The sequence below is a fragment of the Microbulbifer rhizosphaerae genome (assembly GCF_014191725.1).
GTDB classification, from domain to species: domain Bacteria; phylum Pseudomonadota; class Gammaproteobacteria; order Pseudomonadales; family Cellvibrionaceae; genus Microbulbifer; species Microbulbifer rhizosphaerae.
Window position 1 is genome coordinate 1 of sequence record NZ_JACHWZ010000012.1, and the last position, 25,414, is coordinate 25,414.

The window sequence follows — 25,414 nt, forward strand, 5'->3', positions numbered from 1 at the left end:
TTTTTTTTTGGTGTTTTTATTATTTTTTCAAACCCCCCCCCCACCTCTCATTCCTATACTTTTGGCCGCCCCCCCCCCCCCCCCCCACCCCCACCCACCCCCCCCCCCCCCCCCCCCCCGCTCCTACAAGGGATTCGCCCCCCTTTCTCAGGCCAATAGGCTATCGCCCCAACTCTCCAGTTGATCGAGGAGTTCCGTTTTCTCCGGAAACTGCTCACGCAGGCCGGCAATCTGCTCCAAGTAGGCCTCCAGGGTGATGCTGGCGCCGGCCGAAGGATCGGTCAGGCGACGGGAGCGCCACTCCTGCCAGCGCTGCCGCTCCTCCGTCGACAGGGTATCGGGGAAGTTGCGCGCGCGCAGGCGGAACAGCAGTTCCGGCAGGCGCCTGTCGGCGAATGGGATGTCGCCGGCCAGTGTCCCCGAGCCGCGTTCGGCAAGGGCGCGGTGGAGCTGGCGGCAGAGATCGCGGTCGGCGTCGTTGAGGAAGCCGTCGTAGAGGCTGGCCTCCACATCCCGCGGGGGAAAATCGCTGTCGAGATAAACCCTGTGCAGTTTCTCCGTCAGGTCGACATCCCGCAGCCGGTACCAGTTGGCCTCACAGGCGGCCTTGTCGATTCCCAGTTCCGCCGCGCGTTTGTCCTCGAGCATCTTGGCCGGCGCCAGCACCGGGCAGCGGTTCAGGTGAATCAATTTCAGGCCCACCGGCAGTTCGCTCTCGGCCAGGTCGTCGCGGGCGGTATAGAGGCGTTCGCGCAGGGTTTCCGCATCCAGGCTGAGCAGCGGCTCCGGGTCCATGGCCAGGTTGGCGGCGATCACCGCATTGCGGTTTACCGGGTGCGCGGCCAGCGGAACGATATAGGTGAGATGCCCCTGGGACGCGGGCACTTTGCCGGAGATGTGCAACAGCGGCTTGCGGTTGCGCAGGTCGATCAGCCCGCCGGCCTCCTGCTTGCGCCGCAGCCGGTAGACGTAGTCGTACAACCTGGGCTGCCTGTCACGCACCAGGCGCGCCATGTCGATGGTGGCGCGCACGTCGGAGAGCGCATCGTGGGCGCCCTGGTGGGCGATGCCGTTGGCGGCGGTCAGTTCTTCCAGCCTGAACGACGGCACGCCCGCTTCCCGCTCCGGCCACCGGATGCCCTCGGGGCGCAACGCGTAGGTGAGGCGGACCATATCGATAATGTCCCAGCGGCTGTTGCCGGAGCGCCACTCGCGCTCGTAGGGGTCGAACAGGTTGCGGTAGAGGGTGTGGCGGGTTACCTCATCGTCGAAGCGCAAGCTGTTGTAGCCCACGCCGCAGGTGCCGGGCGCCCCCAGTTCGGCGAGGATGCGCTGGATAAATTCGATCTCGGGCACCCCGTCGGCCAGGGCGCGCTGGGGGCTGATGCCGGTGACCAGGCTGGCCATGGGCTGGGGCAGGCAGTCGTCGGCGGGGCGGCAGTAGAGCATCAGCGGCTCGCCGGTGATATTGAGATCCTCGTCGGTGCGGATGCCGGCGAACTGGGACGGCTTGTCCGCAGCCGGATTGGTGCCCCAGGTTTCGTAGTCGTGCCAGTAGAGTGTGGTGTCGCTCACGGGTCCCCCTGTTTTTGGGCGCATCATAGCATCGCCGGGAGCGCGGCGCCGTTTACCTTGGAGCGCTGAAGGCTCTAGGGCCGCAGGCCCGCCGATGGTCAGCGACAGCCGCATTTGCCTCGCGGACGACAGCGAGAAGGGCGGCTGCAGAGCCCCCGGGGCCAGCTCATCCGTGGGCCTGCTGCTATACGTAAAGGACGTGGACAATATTTTCGCGCGGGCGGTGGAAGCCGGGGCCAAACCAAGCGCCCGCCCGCGGACCAGTTCTACGGGGACCGACCGGCACCTGTAGCCCTCCTTCGGCCATGTCTGGTTCCTGGCCACTCATCTTGAGAACCTGTCCATGGAGGAGCTTCAGCGCCGGACGGCACAGTGAGGGGCAGACCGGCGATCTAGTGTGGTGTAAGGTACTAATTGTATATATCAGCGGGCCGCTAAGCGGCCAGATGCAAGGCGCATTTGCGCTGGCGTAGTTGTTCTACGTCAAGCAAATGCAACGCCGCAGATGGCTGCTTAGCGGCCCGCCCGAAGGGAGCCCCCCAAATCGTCCACAGCTGCGTTGCCGCTCTTGAAAAGGGCGCGCCATTCCCTGCGAGCGGCGCCTAACTGTGAACAATTTGGGGGGCTCTGATATACACAATTAGTACCTTACACCACACTAAAAACCTGCCCCGGGATATCGAGCCCATGGCTGACTACTGGATACTGGCGGCAACCTTTGCCGTGGTCGTCTTGACCGTTCTTCCCGTGTGGCATTTCGAGGCCTGGTGGATCCGGGTTCTCGATTTTCCCCGCCTGCAGCTGTTCCTGCTGGCGCTGGCTGTGCTGGCGCTTCAGTTGATTCTGCTGGACCTGTCGGAACCGGGGAGCTGGCTCGCAATCGCCGTGGTGCTGGCCTGCGCGGGATACCAGGTGTGGTGGATCACGCCCTACAACCGGCTCTTTCCCGTGGAGGTGGACTCCGCCCGGGCCGGGGGAGACCGGCTGAGTTTTATCACCGCCAACGTGCTCGCCTCCAACCGCAACGCCGCGGCCCTGCTCCGGCTGGTGCGGCAGCACCGGCCGGATATTCTCGTCACCCTGGAATCGAACCACTGGTGGCAGGAGAGGCTGGACGAGCTCGAGGCGGACTACCCTTACGCCATCAAGTGCCCGCAGGAGAACCGGTACGGCATGCACGTCTACTCGCAACTGCCGCTGTCCGACTGCGCGACGGAATTCCTGGTGGAGAAAGATGTACCCTCCATGCAGGCCGTGGCCACCCTGCCGTCCGGCCACCGGGTATGGCTGCACTTCGTGCACCCCGCTCCCCCCAGCCCGGTGGAAAACGAGGAATCCTCCGAGCGGGATGCCGAACTGATACTCGTGGCCCGCAGGGTGGCCGGCAGCGAAATGCCCGTGGTGGTGACCGGCGACCTCAACGACGTGGCCTGGTCGGAAACCACTCGCCTGTTCCGCAAGATCAGTGACCTGCTCGACCCCCGGGTGGGGAGGGGCATGTTCAATACGTTCCACACCAGCTACTGGTTCCTGCGCTGGCCGTTGGACCACGTATTCCACAGCCACCACTTCACGCTGGGGGAAATGACCCGGCTGCCCCCTTTCGGCTCCGACCATTTTGCCCTGCTATTTACCCTGGTACTGCAACCCAACTCCCGGGACGAAGACGACGGACTGGAAGCGGAAGAAGAGGACCGGCAATGGGCAAATGAAAAGCTCAAGAGACGGGACAGTTAAGGCGGGGCGGTTGCAAAGCCGCCCCCGCCCATTAAAATCCCGCGTTTCCCCCAAAAACCACAGCAGTCCCACCTATGAATATTCGCCAGTTGCTCACCGACAAATTCCAGGCCGCCATGCTCGCCGCCGGTATTCCCGAAGACTGCGGCCCTGTGGTTACCCAGGCTCGGGTGGCGCCGGCGAAAAAAGCGAGCTTTGGCGACTACCAGGCCAACGGCGCCATGGCCGCCGCCAAGCGCATGGGCACCAACCCCCGGGAACTGGCCAGCCGCATCGTCGAACATCTGGACAAGGGCGAGATGATTGAAAAGGCGGAGATCGCCGGTCCCGGCTTTATCAATATCCACCTGAGTGAATCCTGGCTGGCCCGGAGCCTGGCCGCCGCGGAACAGAGCGGGCGCCTGAATATCGCCCCGGCCGCAGAGCCGCAGACGGTGGTGATCGATTACTCACACCCCAACCTGGCCAAGGAAATGCACGTGGGCCACCTGCGCTCCACCATTATCGGCGACGCCCTGGCGCGCCTGCTGGAGTTCCAGGGCCACAAGGTAATCCGCCAGAATCATATGGGCGACTGGGGCACCCAGTTCGGCATGCTGCTGGCGCACCTGTCCGACAAGCTGGAAAACAACGATGCAGAGGTGGCCTTGGCGGACCTGGAGGTCTTCTACCGCGAGGCCAAGGTGCGCTTCGACGAGGAGGAGGGGTTCGACGACCGCGCGCGGGAGTATGTGGTGAAACTGCAAGGCGGCGACCCCGAGTGCCTGAAACTGTGGCAACAGTTTATCGATATCTCCATCAGCCACAGCGAGGAGATCTACGAGAAGCTGAACGTCACCCTGAAACGCAGCGACGTCTACGGCGAGAGCCAGTACAACGACGACCTGCCGGTGCTGGTGCAGGAACTGCTCGACCACGGCATCGCGGTGGAGGACCAGGGCGCCGTGGTGGTCTTCCTGGAGGAGATGGCGGATAAGGAGGGCAACCCCAGCCCGATGATCATCCGCAAAAAAGGCGGCGGCTACCTGTATTCCACCACCGATCTGGCAGCGATCCGCTACCGCGCCAACAAACTCAATGCCGACCGCATCCTCTACGTGGTGGACGCGCGCCAGTCTCTGCATTTACAACAGGCCTTTACCGCCGCGCGCAAGGCCGGTTTCCTGCCGGAATCCGTCGCCCTGGAACACTGCGCCTTCGGCACCATGATGGGCGACGACGGCAAGCCGTTCAAAACCCGCACCGGCGGCACGGTGAAGCTGTCCGCTCTGCTGGACGAAGCGGTGGAGCGCGCGGAAAAACTGGTGGCGGAAAAGAACCCGGACCTGGATACGGACACCTGCGCGGAGATCGCGCGCAAGGTGGGCATCGGCGCGGTGAAATACGCCGACCTGAGCAAGACCCGCACCAACGACTATGTATTCAGTTGGGAGGCGATGCTCAGCTTCGAGGGCAACACCGCCCCCTACCTGCAGTACGCTTACACCCGCGTGCGCAGCATCTTCCGCCGCGCCGGTATCCAGCCGGGCGAACTCAAGGGCGAAATTCACCTGGGCACCGCCGAGGAGCGCGCCCTCGCGATCAGGCTGTGCCAGTTCGGCGAGGTGCTGGACCAAGTGGCCAAAGACACCTTCCCGCATGTGCTCTGCACCTACCTGTACGAGCTGGCCAGCGCCTATATGGTTTTCTACGAGGCCTGCCCGGTGCTGAGGGAGGGCGTGCCGGAGGAACAGAAGCAGAGCCGCCTGCAGCTGTGCGACCTAGTGGCGCGCACCCTTGCCACCGGACTGGATCTGCTGGGTATCGAGGTGCTGGAGCAGATGTAATGGGCGGCGCGATGCGCCGCAAGCCGAGCTGGGGCTCGGCGCTCTCGGGAACGCCGAGCCCCAGCTCGGCTTGCGGGCCAAAGGCCCGCCACACCAAAGGCTGAATTGTGAATATCCTGATCACCGGCGCCTCCGGCCTGCTTGGCCGCAGCGTCTTCAAACAACTGGACGCCAACCCGGATTTTTCCGCAACCGGCACCGCCTTTTCCCGCGCCGGCGAGCGGCTGTTGAAACTGGACCTTACCGACGGCGTAGCGTTGCGCAAAACCCTGTGCAAAATTCAGCCGCAGGTGGTGATCCACTGCGCCGCCGAGCGCTGGCCGGACCGCTGCGCCGAAAATCCCGACGAAGCCTGGCAGCTCAATGTGCGCAGCACGCAACAGTTGGCGCAGCTCTGCAGTCAGACCGGCGCGCAGTTGGTGTATATCTCCACCGACTACGTGTTCGACGGCAGTGCCCCGCCCTACTCTGTCGAGGACACGCCCAACCCGGTCAACTTCTACGGCCGCAGCAAACTGGCCGGCGAGCAGGCGGTACTGGAAAACGGCGATCACTGGGTGCTGCGCCTGCCCTGGCTGTACGGCCCGGTGGCCCACCTGCACGAGTCCGGCGTCACCGCGCTGCAGGAAACCGTCGCCAGCGGCAAGCCGGCAACCCTGGATCACTGGGCCATCCGCTTCCCCACCAGTGTGGAGGATGTGGCGCGGGTATTGGAGCAGTGCCTGCAGATGGCCGCCGCGGGGACGCGATTTTCCGGCATCTACCACTGGAGCGGAGATACCCCCTGTACCCGTTATGAACTCGCCCATATCGTCGCCCGCGCCTGCGGGCTCGACGCCGCCCATCTGAGCGCCGACCCGGAGCCCCAGTTTGCCGAGCCGCGCCCCTACAACTGCCAGTTGGACAAATCGCGGCTGGTGCAAATGGGCATTGCCGGCGGAGAACCGCTGGAAACCCAGCTGGCACGCCATTTGAAACCTTTTCTGAATTCAGGGTGGGGAAAATAGAGGCAGAAAACCGCCGTCAGGCGATTTCCGCCGGTGGGGAAAAGGAAGTCCCGGCAAGGTCCCTATGCGGAAGATCCCTCAGCTCGCTGGCCAGTGCCTGCTCCAGCAACAGCTGCGCAATGGCCAGTTCGCAGTCTTTCATAATCCACAGCTCCGAATGCCAGGCCAGCGGACCATTTTCCGCTGGCGGTACATCGACCGCAGACTTCTGCGTGAGGGCGGAAATTCCCGCCTTTTCCAGCAATGTATACAGGTGACTGACTAACAATTGATCGCTGGCGGTATAAATCCTCTGCGCCATGACAAGCTTCTTCCGCATCCCTGGCGGCTAACCATTCCGGTTATTTGATTTCTCCTTGTGTTTACCCAAAAAGCAACTTCATTTGGGGTACCGGTAAACATAGCTCAGCGATAGCCTGGCTGTGTGGAAACGAAGTGAGAAGCCGCGACAGCTGTCCGGCCGCAGGTGTGTTCGGGAGCCCTGGACAGTGCCAGCATGGCGACTGTCTGCCGCATCATTTGTTTTGAGCGCGCATCTTGTCGAGCATTTTGTCCACGCCCTCGGCAGTGCAGAGTTCACTGCCGTACCTCTCCACAGTGGCCGCGCCCGCCGCCACCGCGTAACGGGCGGCTTCCTTCAGCGGTTTTCCCCTGTCGATGGCCAGGGCGAAGGCGCCGAACATGCTGTCCCCCGCACCCGTCGTATCGACAAGGTCCACCGGGGGCGACTCCATATATTCGCTGCCGTCCCGGGTCACGCACACTGCGCCTTCACTGCCCAGGGACAGCAGTATGATTTCCACCCGCCGCTCCTTGCGCACCGCCGTTTCAGCTTCCTCGATCAAATTCCGGCGGCTGGTTCCGCAATCGCGGATTCGGCCCCACTCTTTCGCGTTGGGTTTGATGGCGAAGAGCTGCTCTTCCGCCAGGGCCTTGCGCACGGCGGCGGACGGCCCGTCGAGAAACAACCGCGCACCCCGGCGATTTGCCACCGCGGCCACCCGAGCGTAGAAGTCCTCCGGAACCCCCGGAGGCAAACTGCCGCTGGCCATCAGCAGCACGTCTTTCTCCAGAACTTTCTCGAGCTTTTCGAGGGCACTTCGCCACTCCTTTTCGCTCAACTCCGGTCCGGGCAAAATAAACCGGTATTCCCCTTCCTCCTCTTCAGGATTCACGAGCAAACTGAGGCGGGTATCGCCTTCGATATTCACCCGCACCGTCTTGACACCAAGCGCCTTCAGGCGATGCTCCATAGACCCGTCCACATCGCCCCCGGAGCAGAACAGAGCAGCAGATTCACCACCCAGGTTTACAATGGCCCGGCTGCAATTGATACCTCCGCCCCCGGGGGTGGTGCGCACCTTTTTGCAGCGCAGTTTGCTGTGGATTTTGAGTTCCGGCACGGTGAACGCCACGTCCAGTGCCGGGTTCATGGTCAGCGTCCAGATCATCAAACACTCTCACGTTGGCCAGGAGGAAGACGTGTCAGCCGTGGTGGTCTGCATTTGCCGCCAACTCCAGCGCCTCTATCTCTTCGACACTGTTCGACAACTGCTCCACCCCCGCCAGGTCGTCGGAGTAAAGCTGGTAATTGTTCTTGCCCCGGTATTTGGCGTGATACATCGCGATATCCGCTTTTTGCAAAATTGCCTCCAGGGTACTGCCGTGCTGGGGAATGGCCACCACGCCGATACTCAGGGTGACTGCCACCATTTCATCGCCGATTTTTACCGGCTCTCCGGCGATGCTCAGCATTTTTTCCGCCAGTGTGCGATAACTACCCGCATCGCTCAGGGAGCGCACGAATACGCAGAATTCGTCGCCCCCCAGTCGCGCGACGATATCGCCAAAGCGCATCACGCTGACCAGCCGCTGCGCAATCACCCGCAGCAGGTCATCGCCACTCTGGTGCCCGAGGGAGTCGTTCACCTGCTTGAAATCATCCAGGTCGACGAAAAACAGGTAGCCGGTGCCTTCGCCAAACTCGCTATCGTGCAGGTATTTTTTCAGCTCCTCGACAATGTTGTGCCGGTTGGCAAGGCCAGTGAGCGTGTCGTACATGGCTATGCGCTCCAGCTCCGCAGTGTTCTGTGACACTATCTCCTTCATCACCTCCAGCTGATCGCATACTGCCAGGCCGGTGGCGTCGAGTACATCGAGTTCGTCGTAGTGGGAAAGGCGCTTGGATACAGGCCGGATGAGGTCGCGCGCCGCATCGAACTTGCCGTCGCTCAACAGGGGCAGTGCCTCCGCCAGCCGGCGCAGGCGGAAGATCGGCCGCCACAGCATGCCGGTGACGGCACCGATAAAAACAAAGGCGCCCAGTACCGATAACAGCAACAGTAGCTTCAGCGAGTCTTCAATATGGCCCACCTGATCGGAGACGTTGTCGATAATTACGAAATGCGCACCCTTCTGATCACCACTGATCACCGGAATGGTTTTCACATCAAAACTGTTATTTTCGAACAAATAGGCTCCGGAAAAATTCAGGCCCGGCATTTCCGTCTCCTCCGCAGCCACCTGGCGCAGCAGCGGCATCAGCATTTCCCTCGATGTGAGCGCGATCACTTCCCGGTTCCAGGCGTCCAGGTAATCGCTGGTGTGGAAGGCGGAAGCATTGTGTTCGGCTGAGAGGATACCGATATCCGACCCAGTGATTTCCCGGAACGAGAGCAGCTCGCCGGCCAGGGACCGGTCCACCTGCAGCACGTAGTCGGTGTTGTCGCCGGCGATCACCGGCACCGCCAGGCTCTGCACGCAGGTGCTGGTGCAGCGCACGCTCTCCAGTGGCTGGCCGCTGATGATTACCTCGCGAACCTGCGTCGCTGTCAGGCGCCGGGTGGATTTACCCCAGGTAATTGGCGGTTGCTCGTCGTCGGTGTACAACTTGAGGGATTCCAGCCCCCAACTGAGCTGCAGATATTCCCACTGGCGGTCGAAGAGTTTTCGCAAAATTTCCGGGCTGGCGGACGTGCCGCCCCGCCACAGGACGATCAGGTCCGCAAGCTGGATCAGATCCTCGCGGGATTGGTTGAGCAGCCCGGAGATCTGGTACTGATAGGTGAGGTAGCGGTTGTTGCGGTTTTTTTCCAGCAGGGAGTGCAGGTTGCCGTTGCCCAGCAGAATAAAAAACAGGCACATGGCCACCACTAGCAGCAGTGAAAAAATACTGGCCTTTACCCGCAGACTGTGTAATCGCATGTTTCCTTTGCAACTCCAGATTTACTGATATCCCACTGTCGGCCCTAGCCCAACGTTAAAACCGGTAACTTATCAGCGCCGCCAGCATTCCTCACCGCTTCTCCAGTTCATCGACGTCCCGGTTATCCGCCAGCGACAGCCAGGCGTGCCATACACGCCATGGTACTCCAAGGCCGCCATCCAGTGGGTTATCGTGGTCATAGCGCAGCGTCGCGGGCGTGCTGCTCCGCGGAGTCCCGGGTCCGGCCTGTACTGATCGTAACGCAGCAGCGGGCGACTCCTGCGATGGAACAGCCAGGTGGTCTGAACATACCAGCACGCGGATGTATCCACGGTGTCGCCCATCGCGTCCGAACGCCCGAGACGCCATCAAACTTGATCTCCCGGTGCCCCGCTGTCTGATGGTAATAACCACCGACGCGGTCCGCCGCGTGCCACAGGTCCCGCAGTGGATCAGAGTGGATAGATTGGGACAACAGCACCGGTGGGCGGCTTCCCGAGTATGGTAGAAGTCCAGGAAGGCAACTCAGGGCCGCTCAGCCGGTTAGGATAAAATAGCGCCAAACGTTCCATAGCAGGATTTACTTCACAATTTATGGCATAAAATAGCACGTTAATCGCACTCTGCACATTGATTGCCGACAATGCTTGCGATTGCTAAGATGCGCGCCTTTCTCACTACTAGCCTCTGGTTTTCTAGCTATGACCCAGCCATCTCTCCAGCAGTTGGAACAGCACGACGCCTTTATCCGCCGCCATATCGGCCCGGACCAGGCGCAAGTCCGCGAAATGCTGGAAACCCTCGGCGTCTCCGGCCTGGAGGAGTTGGTCGAGAAAACGGTACCGGCGTCGATCCGCAAAACCGATGAGCTGGACCTGGCGGACGCGGCGGGCGAAGAGGAAGCCCTGGCGGAACTGAAGTCCCTGGCCCGGCGCAACAGGATCTACCGCACCTTTATCGGTATGGGCTACCACGACACCGTCACTCCCAATGTGATCCTGCGCAACGTGCTGGAAAACCCCGGCTGGTACACAGCCTACACCCCCTACCAGCCGGAAATCGCCCAGGGCCGCCTGGAAGGCCTGCTGAATTTCCAGCAGATGGTCATGGACCTCACCGGCATGGAACTGGCCAACGCCTCCATGCTCGACGAAGGCACCGCCGCCGCGGAAGCCATGGCCATGTGCAAGCGCCAGGTGAAGCGCAACAAGTCCAATGTTTTCTTTGTAGACGCCGACTGCCACCCGCAGACCATCGCCGTGGTCAAGACCCGCGCCGAGCACTTCGGCTTTGAAATCCAGGTCGGCGACGTTGAAAAGGAGCTTCCGACCGAACTGTTCGGCGTCCTGCTGCAGTACCCCGGTTCAACCGGCGCAGTGCGCGACCTGACCGATATCATCGCCAGGGTGCACGAGGCCGGCGGCCTGGTGACCGTGGCCGCGGACCTGATGAGTCTGGTCGCGCTGAAGGCGCCCGGCCAGATGGGTGCGGATGTGGTGGTCGGCAGCAACCAGCGCTTCGGCATCCCCATGGGCTACGGCGGCCCCCACGCCGGCTTCTTCGCCTTCCGCGAAGCCTACAAGCGCTCCGCCCCCGGCCGCATCATCGGCGTTTCCGTGGACAGCAAGGGCAAGCGCGCCCTGCGCATGGCCATGCAGACCCGCGAGCAGCATATCCGCCGCGAGAAGGCCAATTCCAACATCTGTACCTCACAGGTTCTGCTGGCAGTGATGAGCGCCTTCTACGCCGTCTACCACGGACCCGAAGGCCTGAAGACCATCGCCATGCGCATCCAGCGCCTGGCCGACATCCTCGCCACCGGCCTGGAGAAGAAGGACTTCAGCCTGGCTCACGACAGCTGGTTCGACACCCTCACCATCGCCACCGGCGGCAAACAGAGTGAAATCTATCAGCGCGCACTGGACGCAGAGATCAACCTGCGCAAAGTGGGAGACAATGCCCTGAGTATCAGCCTGCACGAAACCGCGAAGCTGGAGGATGTGTCCGACATCATCAATGCATTTACCGGCGCCGCGCACGGCCTGGATCTGCACGCGCTGGACAGAGAGATCGCCGCCAAGGGTCCCAGGGGCCTGCCGGGCGCGCTGGCCCGCGACAGTGAATTCCTGACCCATCCGGTGTTCAACAGTTACCACTCGGAAACCGAGATGCTGCGCTATCTCAAGTCCCTGGAGTCCAGGGACATTGCGCTGAACCACTCCATGATTCCGCTCGGCTCCTGCACCATGAAGCTGAACGCCACCGCGGAAATGATCCCGGTAACCTGGCCGGAGTTCGGCAAGCTGCACCCCTTCGCTCCCGCCGACCAGGCCCAGGGCTACGCGGAAATGTTCAGGCAGCTGCAGCAGATGCTGGCCGCCTGTACCGGCTACGACGCGGTGAGCCTGCAGCCCAACGCCGGCTCCCAGGGCGAGTACGCCGGCCTGGTGGCGATCAAGAAATACTTCGAGGCCAAGGGGGAAACCCAGCGCGATATCTGCCTGATCCCCGCCTCCGCCCACGGCACCAACCCTGCCTCGGCGATGATGGTCAGCATGAAAGTGGTCGTGGTTGCCTGCGATAACAAGGGCAACGTGGATATCGCCGACCTGAAAGCGAAGATCGAAGAGCATGGCGACCGCATCGCCGCGCTGATGGTCACCTACCCCTCCACCCACGGGGTATTCGAGGAAGGTATCCGCGAGATCTGCGAGCTGGTGCACAAGGCCGGTGGCCAGGTCTACATTGATGGCGCCAACATGAATGCACTCATCGGCGTGGCCGCGCCGGGCCAGTTCGGCGGAGACGTATCACACCTGAACCTGCACAAGACTTTCTGCATTCCCCACGGCGGCGGCGGCCCGGGCATGGGGCCGATCGCGGTGGGTGAACACCTGAAGCCCTACTTGGCCGGGCACCCGGTAACCGAGGTGCCGGATACCGACACCGCCAACGGCACCATTTCCGCGGCCCCCTGGGGTTCCGCCAGCATTCTGCCGATCAGCTGGATGTACATCCGCATGATGGGCAAACAGGGCATGAAACGGGCCACAGAGATAGCGATCCTGAACGCCAATTACGTGGCCAAGTGCCTGAGCCAGGACTACTCGCTGCTGTACACCGGCAGCAACGGCTTCGTCGCCCACGAGTGCCTGGTGGACCTGCGCCCACTCAAGGAAGCCAGCGGTATTTCTGAAGAGGACATCGCCAAACGCCTGATGGACTTCGGCTTCCACGCGCCCACCATGTCCTTCCCGGTGGCCGGTACCCTGATGATCGAGCCCACCGAAAGTGAGTCCAAGGAGGAACTGGACCGCTTTGTCGAAGCCATGGCAATCATCCGCCAGGAAGTCGAGGACGTGGCGAATGGCAAGTACAGCGCTGAGGACAACCCGTTGCGCAATGCGCCACACACCCTGGAAGACGTTATGGCGCACCAGTGGACCCACAGCTACTCCCGCGACGTGGCCGGACGCCCGGCGGCCTGGCAGAAGGAGCACAAGGTTTGGCCCGCATCCAACCGTATCGATAACGTGTATGGTGACCGCAACCTGGTGTGTTCCTGCCCGCCGATAGAAGCCTACGCGGAGTAAGCTCGGCACACGGGCCGCAGGCCCGCTCGGGAACTCGGGACTGGGGACACGGGACACGGGACTCGGGGCTCGGGACTCGGGACTCGGGACTCGGGACTCGGGACTCGGGACTCGGGACTCGGGACTCGGGACTCGGGACTCGCAGGATTGTGCCGTAGGAGCGGCCGGACCGCTCCTACAATAAGAAAATGATGCGCACTACACACCCGCCTTTTTCTTTCCACGAACCACCAGCAATCAACTCGCCACCTCAAAAATACAATCCTCCGCGCCGTCGCTGCGGCAGTAGACCTCCCGCACAGTCACCTGTCCCTCCACACCCGATTCCTGCAAAATCCCCTGCAGAAAACCGCAGAAAAAATCTCCGTTGCGACATCGGCTGCCAGGCATACACAAAGGGTTGTTTTTAATGCGCAGTGAGTGCCCCTTCAGGTCGGCGGAAAGCAGGTTGCGCAGGGCTGGGAGAGCGATTTGCTTGAGTGCGCTGCCGAGATCCAGGCGGCCGCGCAGGGGGTAGTCCCGTTTGCACACCCAGACCCCCACCCGGCGGCCCGCGAATTCCATACTCGCACCTTTCTGCCCATCCGGGAGCTTATCGCGCATACTCAGCAGGCGGGGGAAGATGCTCGGGTACTCTTTCGCCAGCGCGGGCAGTTCCGCCTCCACCTGGCCCACCGCCGGAGTGCTGCATATTCCATCCTTCAGACTGCGACCCATCGGGTGCGGTACTCGCCGCGGGCGTATCGGCGCCGGGGTGATGGAGGGGGAGTTGGAGGCCACCTGGTGCTCAGACTCGAAGCTGAGCACCATAGGATGGGAACCCAGCCGCTCCTCCAGCTCAAGCAGGCGTTCCTCCCGGCCAGTAACCCGCAGCCAGAGTTCCACACCGCCATCGAGGATGGACATTCTCTGTCGCAGCAGGGAAAAGCCACTCTGGATGATCAGATTCCCCAACTCGCGCAGCAAACCCTCGCGACGATCGGACAACACGGTAAATTCGACTTCCATTGTTTACCTTATATTTATCGGCCTGACCGGATATTTGGTTTTGCTATCGACGCAGCAACGGGACCGGGGACTGCTGCCCCGAAAGACGCTTTTTTAATTCTCTTATGCATAGCACCAATTTCGTACCTAACAAGTTATTGGCGCTAAACCCTTCGTCAAGAATAAGATCCGTGCAATCGGTCACAGGAGTAATAATGGAGGGGAAAGGAATTGTCAGGAGGAAGTGTTATAGCTATTCAGTGGAATGCCGCGTCACATCAGGAGGCGGGCTGCTGCAAAATGCCTGCAACAGCCCGAGTCCGCTAGCGCTCGGCGCCCTCTCGGCACTCACCGCGCACTTCGCCCCCAGCAGCGTAGACGCTGCGCTCCAGTTCGAAATACCCCTGGCGGCAAAATCCGGTCTCGGTCAGCTTCTGTTCCATGGCCCGATCAAACTGCAACTCGCTGCGCACCCCGCTGCCGTTGTGCGCCATATTGCGGCCCATGCGGCTGCCGCCGATACCGCTTTCGGTAAAGGGGCGCGGCATACCCGCGCGCAGTACTTCCAGAGAATAGGTGAAGCGCTTGGCACCATTGGCGGCGATCTCGGTGTGAAAGGACTCCTTCAGACCCGGGATCGGCAGCGGCTGCTCACTGGCACAAGCGAGAACAAACAGCGGCAGGGAAAAAGCCACAAACCGCCGAAGCCCAAAGGCTCGAATAAAACTACTCACTGTTGCTTTTTTCATTCAGATCTCCTCGCTTCGCGCCATTCTTCCAGCGCCGTATGAAATTTTGTTTTTTGGCTCCAACAACCACAATACAAACCCGCCAGCTACTCCAGATACCCGGATATATCGATCCAGGCAATTCCGTTCGGGGTTCCCGTCGCTCCCCGACTCTGCAGGGCAACGAGTACCAGTTTTGTCCCGTCCGGAAAAAACTTCGCATGCTGTGCCTGATAGCCCGGATCGGTCAGTTGCTCCGGGGCTTTCCCCGGGCTCTGTGTGTCAAACAGGTCAGGTAAATGGAGTAACCTTCCCCACTGGGCGTCGGGTGTGGCCCCTTGGGCCAGCTTGCAATGCCGGGCTGGCCGGCAAATGCCACCAGCAGATCGTTGTCTGTTGACCGGGGCCCCCCGCCGGTATGAATACGAGCGGATCGGGATTGCCCAGGTCGTCGACCACATAGAGGGTGGTATCGCCGGCGGGGGCTCCGGACTGGAATGCTGTCCGCTCGAAAATGACAACCGTCCCGTCGGGCCCCACTGCCGGCCGGTAGTCGCTGTAGTCCGGGTCCTGTGTGATGAAATTCAGGGTCGGGTACTGATCCATACTCCGCTCCTCTGATCGTTGCCGGGCATACAGCGCACGGATTTTTGAATTCCCCACCCAACGGGAAAACCGACAGCCTGCAACCCGATAGTGGTCCCGACAAAAGGGCTATTTGAATACCACGGTCTTGTTGCCGTGAATAAACACCCGCTCCTCCAAAACCAGTTGTAACGCGCGGCTCAGTACCAGTTTCTCCACGTCGCGCCCGGCAGTCGCCATGGCATCGGCGGAATAGGCGTGGTCCACATGGATGATGTCCTGTTCGATGATCGGCCCCTCGTCCAGGTCGTTGGTGACGAAATGGGCGGTGGCGCCGATCATCTTCACCCCGCGGGCAAACGCCTGCTGGTAGGGCCTGGCGCCAATGAACGCCGGTAAAAAGGAGTGGTGAATATTGATGATCCGCCCCCGGTAGTGGGTTACGAAAGCGGGGGTGAGCACACGCATATATTTGGCCAGTACCAGGTAATCCGGCTGGTAGCCGTCCACCAACGCCGTGACCCGCTCCTCGTGCTGCTCCCGTTCCAGGCCGTCCGCCGGCAGGCAGTGGAAGGGGATATCGAACTTCTCAACCAGCCCGCCCAAGTCCGGGTGGTTGCCGATCACCGCGGCGATCTCCACATCCAGGGCCCCGGAATAGCACTTCATCAGGATGTCGCCCAGGCAGTGGGGCTCGCGGGTAACCATCAACACCAGGCGCTTGCGCCCGCTGGCCACCAGGCGCCGCTCCGCGCCCTCCGGCAGGGCCATGTCCAGGTCCTCCAGCAGGGTGATATCGTTGAAATTGCCCTCCAGCGCCGTGCGCATGAAGAAGCGCCCCTGCTGTCGATCCACGAACTCGTCGTTCTTGGTGATATTGAGCTGGTGCTTGTAGCAAATATTGGTGATTTTGGCGATCAGGCCCTTGGCATCGGGGCAGTCGGTCAGCAGTATCTTCTTTTCCATGGTCAAAATTCAGGCCAAACGTTCGGTGCCCAAACTATACACTATGGCGGATTATTGCTTCACACACTAAGGGCTGTTATGGACAAGAACCTCTATGCCGAGCATATCGCCACCCTGCGCAACCGCTACGACGCCATCCTCGAGGAGTGCGGCTACGACACCCTGAATGTCTTCAGCGGCGCGCCCAAAGTACAGTTCCTGGACGACAACCACTATCCGTTCAAAGCCAACCCGCAGTTCAAGGCCCTGGTGCCGGTTACCGACAACCCCCACAGCTGGGTCATCTACCGACGCGGGCAGAAGCCCAGACTGCTGTTCTACCGCCCGGTGGACTTCTGGCACTATGTGCCGCCGGCGCCGGACACCTTCTGGAGCGATCACTACGATTTCGAGCTGCTGGGCAAACCGGCGGATGCAAAGGCATTCCTCGGCGACGACTCTTCCCTTGGAAAGACGGCCTTTATCGGCGAAATCCAGGGCCTCGACGGCTGGCCCATCGGCATCCCCAACCCGGAAGCCCTGATCGCCCGGCTGCACTGGGCGCGGGCCTACAAGACCCCCTACGAAATGGCCTGTCTGCGAGAGGCCAACCGCATCGCGGTGGGGGCCCACCGCGCCGCGGAGGGCGCCTTCCGCGACGGCGCCAGCGAGTTCGAGATCAATATGGCCTACCTGGGCGCTGCCGGCCAGGGCGAGAACCGTATGCCCTACGGCAATATCGTCGCGCTCAACAGCCACGCTGCCATCCTGCACTACACCCACCTGTCCACCGAGCGTTTGCCGGAAGCAAACCTGAAAAGCTTCCTGATAGACGCGGGGGCCGACTGCCACGGTTACGCCGCGGATATCACCCGCAGCTACGCCTACCGCAACGGCGACTACGCGGAGTTAATTCGGGCGATGGACGAGATGCAACAGGGCCTGGTGGCACAGATGCAAGTGGGCCTGGCCTACCCGGATCTGCACCGGGACTGCCACCTCAAGGTGGCCGAGATCCTGCAGCGGTTCGGCGTGATCGCGACATCGCCGGAGAGCGCGGTGGAATCAGGCATCAGCCGCACCTTCCTGCCCCACGGCCTAGGCCATTTCCTCGGCCTGCAGGTGCACGATGTGGGCGGCCACCAGACGGCGCCGGAGGGCGGCACCACCCCGCCGCCGGCGGAATACCCCTTCCTGCGCACCACCCGCACCATCGAGGCGGGCCAGGTGTTCACCATCGAACCAGGGCTCTACTTTATCGACAGCCTGCTGGCGGAGCTGAAAGACTCCCCTCTGGCGAAAGAGGTGAACTGGAACAAGGTGGACGCCTTCCGCCCCTATGGCGGTGTGCGTATCGAGGACAATGTGATAGTGCATCCGGACCGGGTGGAGAATATGACCCGGGACTGCTACGCGGAGTAAATTCGCCGGGAGCGCGGAGCTCCAGCTCCGCTTGCGGGCCGCAGGGCCGCCCCTTCCCTTCTTACTATTCGACCTGTAGGAGCGGCGGGGCGGCCATCCGTCCATGCCCGCGATCAGACCTCCTGCCAACTGAGAACTCGATCGCGGCCAACGGCCGCTCCTACAGATTCCGGAAAAATGTCTTGTAGGAGCGGCCGTTGGCCGCGATCAATTTTTAAAGAAAAATCAGGCCGCCAATTCCGCGCGCAAAGCGCGCGCCGCCTCCACCATATTCAGCAGCGACGAACCCACCTCTGCCCAGTTGCGGGTCTTGAGGCCGCAGTCAGGATTCACCCAAAGCTTTTCCGGGGGGATCGCTTCGGCGATCTTTCTCAACCGCGCCACCAATTCCTCCCGCTCCGGCACATTGGGCGAGTGGATATCGTAAATGCCCGGGCCTATCTCGTTTGGATAGCCGCCGTTCTTTCCGGCAAAGGCGTGCAGCAGTTGCAGATCCGAACGCGCGGATTCAATGGTGATGACATCCGCGTCCAGCGCCACTATCGCATTCATAATTGCGTTGAAGTTGCTGTAGCACATATGGGTGTGAATCTGCGTCTCCGGCTTCACCTTACTGCAGGTATAGCGGAAACAGGCCACCGCCCAGCTGAAATAATCCTGGTGCTCCGATTCCCGCAGCGGTACCCCTTCGCGCAGGGCCGGCTCGTCGATCTGGATAATGCCGATACCGGCGGCTTCCAGGTCGAGCACTTCCTGCCGCAGTGCCTTGGCGATCTGCAGGCAGCTCTCGCTGCGCGAAATATCCTCTCGGGGGAATGACCAGTTGAGAATGGTCACCGGCCCGGTGAGCATACCCTTGACCGGTTTGCTGGTCAGGCTCTGGGCGTAGCTGCTCCACTCCACGGTCATGGGTTCGGGACGGGAGATGTCCCCGAAAATGATCGGCGGCTTTACGCAGCGGGAACCGTAGCTCTGTACCCAGCCGTTGCCGGTGTGCACAAAGCCGTCCAATTGCTCGCCGAAATATTCCACCATGTCGTTGCGTTCCGCCTCGCCGTGCACCAGCACATCCAGGCCGAGTATTTCCTGGCGGCGGATGGCTTCGGCGATTTCCGCGCGCAGGTGTTCCTTGTAATCCGCTTCGGAAATCTCCCCATTGCGAAACTGCTTGCGCACCCTGCGCAGCAGGTCAGTTTGCGGGAAGGAACCGATGGTCGTGGTGGGCAGCGGCGGCAGTTGCCAGCGCTCGCGCTGCAGGGCGGCGCGCTCCCCGTAGGCCTGCGGGCGCCAGATGTCCTCCAGTTCCGCCGCCACCGCGGCGGCCGTCGAGGGCGCCGCGGATTCTTCACCGGCGGCCGCCTCGCCCTTCAGGAGGGACTGCAACTGGCCGAGTTCATTGAGCTTCTGGCGGCCGTAGGCCAGTTTCCGCAGCTGTTCCGCGGGCAGCGCGGTCTCCGTTTCCAGGTCCACCGGGCAGTGCAGCAGCGAACAGCTGGCGGAGAGCCACAGGCGCTCGCCCAGTTGCCGCTCCAGCGGCTGCAGCTGCCGCTGCCATTTGCCCAGGTCGCCGCGCCAGACATTGCGCCCGTTCAACACGCCGACGGAAAGCACCTGGTCTTCGCCCAGAGCCTCCACGGCCGCGGGCAGTTCTTCCGGCGCGCGCACGCAGTCAATATGCACCCCGGCCACCGGCAGGGAGAAGGCCAGGGGCAGGTTTTCCCGCAGGGAGGAAAAATAGGTGGCCAGCAGCAGCTTGAGCGAAGGCGCGGCCGCGGCGAGCTGCTGGTACGCCGGCGCGAAGATGTCGCACCAGGTTACCGGCAGGTCCAGCCCCAGGATCGGCTCATCGATCTGCACCCAGTCGACGCCGGCCCCGGCGATCTGCTGCAACAGCTGTTCGTAGCAGGGCAGCAGTTTCGGCAGCAGGTCCAGCGCCTCGCCCTCGGCGCGACCCAGCCACAGGTAGGTCAGCGGGCCTATCACCACCGGCTTGGCGCTGTGCCCCTGGGACTGGGCCTCGCGCACCTCCTCCAGCAGCCAATCGCTGTCCAGCGCGAATGACTGGTCCGCGGCAAATTCCGGTACCAGGTAATGGTAGTTGGTATCGAACCATTTGGTCATGGCGCTGGCCGCCACCGGCTCGCCGGACGGCGCGCGGCCGCGCGCCAAGCGGAAGTACTGGTCCAGCCTGCTATCCACGGCGCCCTCATCGAAGCGCGCCGGCACCACGCCGAACATCAGTGTGTGGTTGAGCACCTGGTCGTACCAGGCGAAATCGCCCACGGCGACGCGGGAGAGCCCCGCATCGCGCTGCGCCTGCCAGTTGCCGCGGCGAATCTCCGCGCCCACCGCCAGCAGTTCCTGTTGCGAAATCTCGCCTTTCCAGTAGGCCTCCTGGGCCTTTTTCAGTTCGCGGCCGGCGCCAATGCGCGGGTAGCCGAGGATATGTGTCTGTGCCATTTGCTTTCCTTCTGTCAATTCGCTGATCGTTCTGTAGGAGCGGCGGGGCGGCCGTCCGCCCATGGCCGCGATCGATGTTCGAGGAAGTCCGATCGCGGGCCATGGGCCGCTCCTGGGGGGGAGACGGGCCTGCGGCCCGTAGCCGAGCTGGGGCTCGGCGCTCCCGGCATAAATTCGAGGTTGATTCTGAGGGGCAGGTGTTGTTCAATCAATTTCATATTTTTTGCCCTGAACATGAATTTTTCTAAAGATGATTGAGCTGCGACACTTGCGGGCGCTTACGTTGCTGCGGGAGACCGGCAGCATGGTGCGCGCCGCGGAGCGGCTGCACCTGACCCAGTCCGCCCTATCCCACCTGTTCCGCGAAATGGAGGAGCGGCACGACCAGGCGCTGTTCGTGCGCAAGTCGCGCCCGCTGCGCTTTACCAGCGCCGGGCTGCGGCTGCTGCAGCTGGCGGACGAGGTCATGCCCCGGGTGAAGCTGGCCCAGCGGGATCTGGTGCGGCTGGCCTCCGGCCAGGCGGGGCGGCTGAATATCGCCATCGAGTGCCACAGCTGCTATCAATGGCTGATGCCCACCCTGGACCATTACCGGGACAACTGGCCGGAGGTGGAACTGGACCTTTCCAGCGGCTTCCACTTCGCGCCATTGCCTGCGCTGGTGCGCGGCGACCTGGACCTGGTGGTGACCTCCAACCCGGACCCGGAACTGAAAGGCATTCACTACCAGCCGCTGTTCAGCTTCGAGATGTGCCTGGCGGTGAGCCGCAAACACCCGCTGGCGGAGAAGAGCTGGGTAGCCCCGCAGGATCTGGCCGGCGAGGTGCAGATCACCTACCCGGTGGAGCGGGAGCGGCTGGATATCTTCCAGCACTTCCTCGACCCCGCCGGCGTGGAACCGGCGGAAATACGCACCGCGGAACTCACCGTAATGATGGTGCAGCTGGCGGCCAGCGGCCGCGGCGTCTGCGCGCTGCCCAACTGGGCGCTACATGAATACCTACAGAAGGGGTTTATCGCCCAGTTGCGATTGGGGGAGAAAGGATTGTGGAGCACCCTCTACGCGGCGGTGCGCGAGGAGATGCTGGAGCAGGCATTTCTGGAGGATTTTTTACATACCGCGCGGGAGACCAGTTTCGCCGATTTGAAAGGTATTCGCGCTGCGAACTGAAGGCGGAATTCCCGCGAGACAAATGCTTCCCGACACGCTAATGTAATTTCCGCGAAATATGAGGGGAAACACCCATGCAAACCAATATCGACCGCTGGAACCCGGTAAGCAAGGGTTTACACTGGCTGATTGCCATTTTGATCCTCTGCGCCTGGGGATCAATAGAACTCCACGAGTTCTACGAGAAAGGCGACCCTATGCGCAAGTGGTGGGAATACCTGCATTTCACTATCGGTTTCGGCATACTGCTACTCGCGCTGCTGCGCCTCTACTGGCGCAGCACCCACCCCCGGCCGAAACTCTTCGGCGGCCGTTGGCAGCGGAAAGTCTCACTACTGGTACAGGGATTGTTTTACGTATTGATGCTGGCCATGCCGATTACCGGCATGGCCATGCGCCAGTTTGCGGGAAAGGAGACACCACTTTTCTGGCTGTTCAAACTACCGCCGTTGGTGGAAAAGAATATCGATATTGCAGAACAGTTGGAGTTTTTCCATAAAGAACTGCTGTGGAACACCCTGCTGGCACTGCTGGTGCTGCATATTTCCGGTGCGCTCTGGCATCACTTCGTAAATCGCGACGACACGCTGCGGCATATGTTGCCGTGGCGATAAAAAGTTCGGCAACGCGCTTGAAGATACCGTCGTCATACCGGCACCCAGTGTCAGCCTCAAGGCCGGATGGATTCCGGCCTGCGCCGGAATGACGACGATTATTGTAGGAGCGGCCCATGGCCGCGACCGGACCCTTCGCCCCTCTCACACTTGAACACACCATACCGGTGAATACCGGTATGACGAAAAACGCGGGGCGCTATTGTTTGGGCTTGCGTCCTTTCGGTTTGCCGCGCGGCTTGCCACCACCGCCCTCAGCCAGGCGGGAAATATTCATCGCCCTTCCCGCCACCCGCACTTTTTTCAGGTGCTGCAGAATTTCCTTGGGCATACCTTCCGGCAGGTCCACGGTGGTGTATTCCGGGTAGATTTCAATGCGTCCGATATAAGAGCTGTCCAGCTCCACCTCGTTGGCGATGGCGCCGACAATATTGCCCGGTTTCACCCCGGCCTCGCGACCCACCTCGATGCGGAAGCGCTCCAAGCCCTCGTCCGGCGGCGGCATTTTTTTGTCCTTTTCGTAGCCGCCCTTCTTCCGGCCCCGACTTTCGAAATCCTCATCGCGTTCGCGGCGCTCCCGCCTCTCTGTTCTCTCCCGGGGCTTGTGCTCCTGTTCTTTTACCAGCAGCGGCTGGTCGCCCTGGGCCATGGCGGCCAGGGCCGCGGCGACATCCAGCGGGTCGGCTTCGACCTGTGCCAGGTATTCCTCGACCAACTGGCGGTAGGGCGCCAGATCGGTAGCGCCCTCCAGAGTGGTGGTAATGCGCTCGCGGAAGCGCTGCATACGCGCGTCGTTGACCGCAGCGGCGCTGGGCAGCTGCAGTTGCTCAATCGGCTTTTTGGTGGCCTTTTCAATCACCCGCAGCATGCGCCGCTCCCGCGGCGCCACAAACAGGATCGCGTCGCCCTCGCGCCCGGCGCGGCCGGTGCGGCCGATACGGTGGATATAGGCTTCGGCGTCGTAGGGAATATCGTAGTTAATGACATGGCTGATACGCGCCACGTCCAGGCCGCGGGCGGCCACATCGGTGGCCACCACGATATCCAGCTTGCCTTTCTTCAGTTTGTCGATCACCGCCTCGCGCAGGTTCTGCGCCATATCGCCGTTCAGCGCCGCGCTGGCGAAACCGCGCGCGGCCAGTTTGTCCGCCAGCTCCACGGTGCTGTTCTTGGTGCGCACGAAAATAATCGTCGCATCCACCGGCTCCGCCTCCAGGATGCGGGTGAGCGCATCCAGCTTGTGCAGGCCGCCCACCGGCCAGTAGCGCTGGCGGATGGTCTCCGCGGTCTCGGTTTTCACGCGGATCTTCACTTCCACCGGGTCGCGCAGGTATTCGCGGGCAATGGTGGCGATCTCTCTAGGCATGGTGGCGGAGAAGAGCGCGATCTGGCGCTGCTCCGGAATCTGTTCCAGCACCCACTTAACATCGTCGATAAAGCCCATACGCAGCATTTCGTCGGCTTCATCCAGCACCAGGGTCTTCAGGCCGGACAGATCCAGCGAGCCTCGGCGCATATGGTCCATCACCCGCCCGGGGGTACCCACCACCAGTTGCACACCGCGCTTCAGCTGCTGCATCTGGCCGCGGTAGTCGGCACCGCCGTAGATCGGTGCCACATGGAAACCACGCAGATTCTGCGCATAGGACTGACAGGCTTCAGCCACCTGAATCGCCAGCTCCCGGGTCGGCGCCAGCACCAGCGCCTGGGGGCGGCGATCCTTCAGGTCCAGCTGCGCCAGCAGCGGCAGCGCAAAGGCGGCGGTCTTTCCGGTACCGGTCTGCGCCTGGCCCAGCAGGTCGCGGCCGGCCAGCAGGGAGGGGATCGTCTCCGCCTGGATGGGGGATGGGGTTTCGTAGCCCAGCTTTTCAACGGCGCTGAGGATTTCGGGCAGCAGGCCCAATTGGTCAAAGCCGGCTGGCTTGGGGGTATCGGTCATTTCGGGTTTCACTTGAAGCTACAAAGGTGCCCCAACAGTCGGGGGCCGAGTGCGGCGGGGGACAAAAGGGCGCGCAGTTTACCAGACTCGGCGGGTGCTGGCAGCTTGTTATTTGACCAGCCCCTTCACTATAGCCGGGGAAGGCAGAGTGGTGCAGCGGCTTTCGGTTGTTGACGGTACAAAGCGATCGCATCGGCCACCGCACTGCGGCTGGAAACCAGCTAACACATACCGCAGCAGTGCGAATACGGCGGGATTGCGGCTCAGGCGCTACTTGACAGGGTACCGGCGGTATGGGACCCGCCCTCGACAGGCACTTCCAATGTCGACGCCACCTTCTGCCAGGCGGCCTCCACGGTCTGCTCGATGCACTTGTAAAAGCAGCCGTCCAGTTGGGTGTGCTCGTGGAGATAGGGGCGGAACCGGCGAAACAGCTCGCCATCCACCGCATCGGGATGGCGCCAGAAACCCGCCAGGTCCCCCTGGTGCGTCAAGCCGGGGATATCGTACAGCGCCCGCCCCAACACTTTGGTCGGCACCCGGTGCAGCAGGGCGGAAATGCCCACGGTGCTGTTGATGGTGACCACGCCCTTGGCGTGCGCCAGCAACGTAGGCAGGTGCAGGTCGTGACAATAGGTTACCCGGCCAGCCGCGCCACGCTGGGCCGCGAGGATATCGATCAGCTCTCCGTAGTGACAAAAACCCCGGTCCATGGGGTGGTGCTTGATCACCAGCTTCTCAGCGGGTGCGGCATTGGCGGCAAAGGAACTGATCACCAAGTCGATGGAATGCTCGATGGACAGCAGATCCGCGTGCACACGGATCTGGAAATCGTCACAGGTTTGCAGCGGGAACAGGAAAAATTGCCGGTGGTGATCTTTTATCAGACGAGGCAACAGCTTCCATTCGGTAACCCTGTACAGGCCCTTGCGATAAAAGCTGGTCAACCAGCACAGGCCCTCCTCCTTCCAACGCCGGCTGCGGTGGTGCCGGTAGTGGGGGAAGCGGGACTTGGCCAGGCGGGCCATCGCATAGTAGAGACTGGCAAACCAGGCTCGCTGCCAGAAGGTCGGCCCGACTTGCGGGGCGGGCTGACGCCCCGCCGCCCGGTAGCTGTCGATGGCGCCCTGGGACCAGTCGGTGCCCGAATGGGCATTGACCCCGCCCCGCTCCAAAGTAACGAAATCCGGGCGCAGGTAGCCCTCCTCAAACGCCCAAAAGGCGACGCCCAACTGCTCGCAGACCTCGCGCGCCACGCGGTGGTAGAAGCGGCAGTCCCCATAGACAAACACTGCCCGGATATCCCGTTCGCACAAGTAGTCGTGCAAAAACGTCGGCCAGTCGCCGGTGCGGTCTCTATAGTCGACCTGGCGATCGGCCCAGCCGTAGTAGCGGTCCCCGCCGTTGAAATTGATCCTGTGGGTTGTGATCCCCTGTCGGGAAAACCGCCTTGCCAGGCGGGCGAAATAAGGCCCGAGGGGGCCCTGCAAGAATAAAACCGAAGACATTGATTTACCCAACCCTGGCGACCAAAACCGTCGCCCCCCGGCGACGCCCCAAAAGCGCCGAATGCACCGCGCCACTTGTTTTTTTTTCTAAAACTCTACTGTCCCCAACCGC

General features: G+C 62.0%; 19 protein-coding genes. 8 read left to right on the plus strand and 11 right to left on the minus strand.

The genetic code is table 11. The features are described 5' to 3' along the window. Positions 1–147: 147 nt before the first annotated feature. Positions 148–1,602 (minus strand): exodeoxyribonuclease I, encoded by a 1,455-nt coding sequence (gene sbcB / locus FHS09_RS13170; RefSeq protein ID WP_425487774.1) that lies wholly within the window; start codon positions 1,600–1,602, stop codon positions 148–150. Between the two features lie 67 nt (positions 1,603–1,669). On the opposite strand from sbcB, the gene FHS09_RS13175 reads away from it, so the two are divergent. From FHS09_RS13175 to FHS09_RS13190, 4 genes are all read left to right on the plus strand, one after another. Beyond that, positions 1,670–1,867 carry a VOC family protein gene (locus FHS09_RS13175; RefSeq protein ID WP_183460647.1) on the plus strand — a complete coding sequence of 66 codons (198 nt, stop codon included), beginning with the start codon at positions 1,670–1,672 and terminating at the stop codon, positions 1,865–1,867. Positions 1,868–2,262: 395 nt separating this feature from the next. Next, on the plus strand, positions 2,263–3,312 hold the full coding sequence (locus FHS09_RS13180) for an endonuclease/exonuclease/phosphatase family protein (protein ID WP_183460649.1): 1,050 nt from the start codon (positions 2,263–2,265) through the stop codon (positions 3,310–3,312). Between the two features lie 74 nt (positions 3,313–3,386). Next, positions 3,387–5,138 carry an arginine--tRNA ligase gene (gene argS, locus FHS09_RS13185; RefSeq protein ID WP_183460652.1) on the plus strand — a complete coding sequence of 584 codons (1,752 nt, stop codon included), beginning with the start codon at positions 3,387–3,389 and terminating at the stop codon, positions 5,136–5,138. Positions 5,139–5,245: 107 nt separating this feature from the next. Then, the gene (locus FHS09_RS13190) at positions 5,246–6,145 is read left to right on the plus strand and encodes a sugar nucleotide-binding protein (protein WP_183460653.1); all 900 of its coding nucleotides are present in this window, start codon (positions 5,246–5,248) and stop codon (positions 6,143–6,145) included. Positions 6,146–6,161: 16 nt separating this feature from the next. Here the strand turns inward: FHS09_RS13190 and FHS09_RS13195 are convergent, their stop codons facing one another. From FHS09_RS13195 to FHS09_RS13205, 3 genes are all read right to left on the minus strand, one after another. After that, the gene (locus tag FHS09_RS13195; RefSeq protein WP_183460655.1) at positions 6,162–6,446 is read right to left on the minus strand and encodes a hypothetical protein; all 285 of its coding nucleotides are present in this window, start codon (positions 6,444–6,446) and stop codon (positions 6,162–6,164) included. Between the two features lie 214 nt (positions 6,447–6,660). After that, a complete protein-coding gene (locus FHS09_RS13200; protein ID WP_183460657.1) occupies positions 6,661–7,596 on the minus strand; it encodes a 1-phosphofructokinase family hexose kinase in 936 nt (311 codons plus the stop codon). A 34-nt stretch (positions 7,597–7,630) separates the two neighbouring features. Further along, on the minus strand, positions 7,631–9,349 hold the full coding sequence (locus FHS09_RS13205; protein WP_183460658.1) for a GGDEF domain-containing protein: 1,719 nt from the start codon (positions 9,347–9,349) through the stop codon (positions 7,631–7,633). A gap of 702 nt (positions 9,350–10,051) precedes the next feature. On the opposite strand from FHS09_RS13205, the gene gcvP reads away from it, so the two are divergent. Then, on the plus strand, positions 10,052–12,943 hold the full coding sequence (gene gcvP, locus FHS09_RS13210; protein WP_183460659.1) for an aminomethyl-transferring glycine dehydrogenase: 2,892 nt from the start codon (positions 10,052–10,054) through the stop codon (positions 12,941–12,943). A 237-nt stretch (positions 12,944–13,180) separates the two neighbouring features. Here the strand turns inward: gcvP and FHS09_RS13215 are convergent, their stop codons facing one another. The 4 genes from FHS09_RS13215 to purU form a co-directional block, all read right to left on the minus strand. Further along, positions 13,181–13,951, minus strand: a complete 771-nt coding sequence (locus FHS09_RS13215; RefSeq protein ID WP_183460660.1) for a hypothetical protein — start codon at positions 13,949–13,951, stop codon at positions 13,181–13,183. A gap of 302 nt (positions 13,952–14,253) precedes the next feature. Beyond that, positions 14,254–14,679, minus strand: a complete 426-nt coding sequence (locus FHS09_RS13220) for a hypothetical protein (RefSeq protein WP_183460661.1) — start codon at positions 14,677–14,679, stop codon at positions 14,254–14,256. 270 nt (positions 14,680–14,949) lie between these two features. Then, positions 14,950–15,264, minus strand: a complete 315-nt coding sequence (locus FHS09_RS13225) for a hypothetical protein (RefSeq protein ID WP_183460662.1) — start codon at positions 15,262–15,264, stop codon at positions 14,950–14,952. A 108-nt stretch (positions 15,265–15,372) separates the two neighbouring features. Further along, positions 15,373–16,209 (minus strand): formyltetrahydrofolate deformylase, encoded by an 837-nt coding sequence (gene purU / locus FHS09_RS13230; protein ID WP_183460665.1) that lies wholly within the window; start codon positions 16,207–16,209, stop codon positions 15,373–15,375. A 78-nt stretch (positions 16,210–16,287) separates the two neighbouring features. Between purU and pepQ the strand changes: the two genes are divergently transcribed. After that, complete coding sequence (gene pepQ / locus FHS09_RS13235) at positions 16,288–17,610, plus strand: Xaa-Pro dipeptidase (protein WP_183460667.1); 1,323 nt, start codon at positions 16,288–16,290, stop codon at positions 17,608–17,610. A 225-nt stretch (positions 17,611–17,835) separates the two neighbouring features. Here pepQ and metE read toward each other — a convergent pair whose 3' ends face one another. Further along, positions 17,836–20,070 carry a 5-methyltetrahydropteroyltriglutamate--homocysteine S-methyltransferase gene (metE, locus tag FHS09_RS13240; protein WP_183460669.1) on the minus strand — a complete coding sequence of 745 codons (2,235 nt, stop codon included), beginning with the start codon at positions 20,068–20,070 and terminating at the stop codon, positions 17,836–17,838. 250 nt (positions 20,071–20,320) lie between these two features. Between metE and FHS09_RS13245 the strand changes: the two genes are divergently transcribed. Together FHS09_RS13245 and FHS09_RS13250 are read left to right on the plus strand one after the other, a co-directional pair. Then, a complete protein-coding gene (locus FHS09_RS13245) occupies positions 20,321–21,241 on the plus strand; it encodes a LysR family transcriptional regulator (RefSeq protein ID WP_183460671.1) in 921 nt (306 codons plus the stop codon). A 74-nt stretch (positions 21,242–21,315) separates the two neighbouring features. Beyond that, positions 21,316–21,855, plus strand: a complete 540-nt coding sequence (locus FHS09_RS13250; RefSeq protein WP_183460673.1) for a cytochrome b — start codon at positions 21,316–21,318, stop codon at positions 21,853–21,855. Between the two features lie 199 nt (positions 21,856–22,054). Here the strand turns inward: FHS09_RS13250 and FHS09_RS13255 are convergent, their stop codons facing one another. After that, a complete protein-coding gene (locus FHS09_RS13255) occupies positions 22,055–23,794 on the minus strand; it encodes a DEAD/DEAH box helicase (protein ID WP_183460675.1) in 1,740 nt (579 codons plus the stop codon). Positions 23,795–24,057: 263 nt separating this feature from the next. Next, positions 24,058–25,302, minus strand: coding sequence for a capsule biosynthesis protein (locus tag FHS09_RS13260; RefSeq protein ID WP_183460677.1), 1,245 nt, complete (start codon positions 25,300–25,302; stop codon positions 24,058–24,060). Positions 25,303–25,414 lie beyond the last annotated feature (112 nt).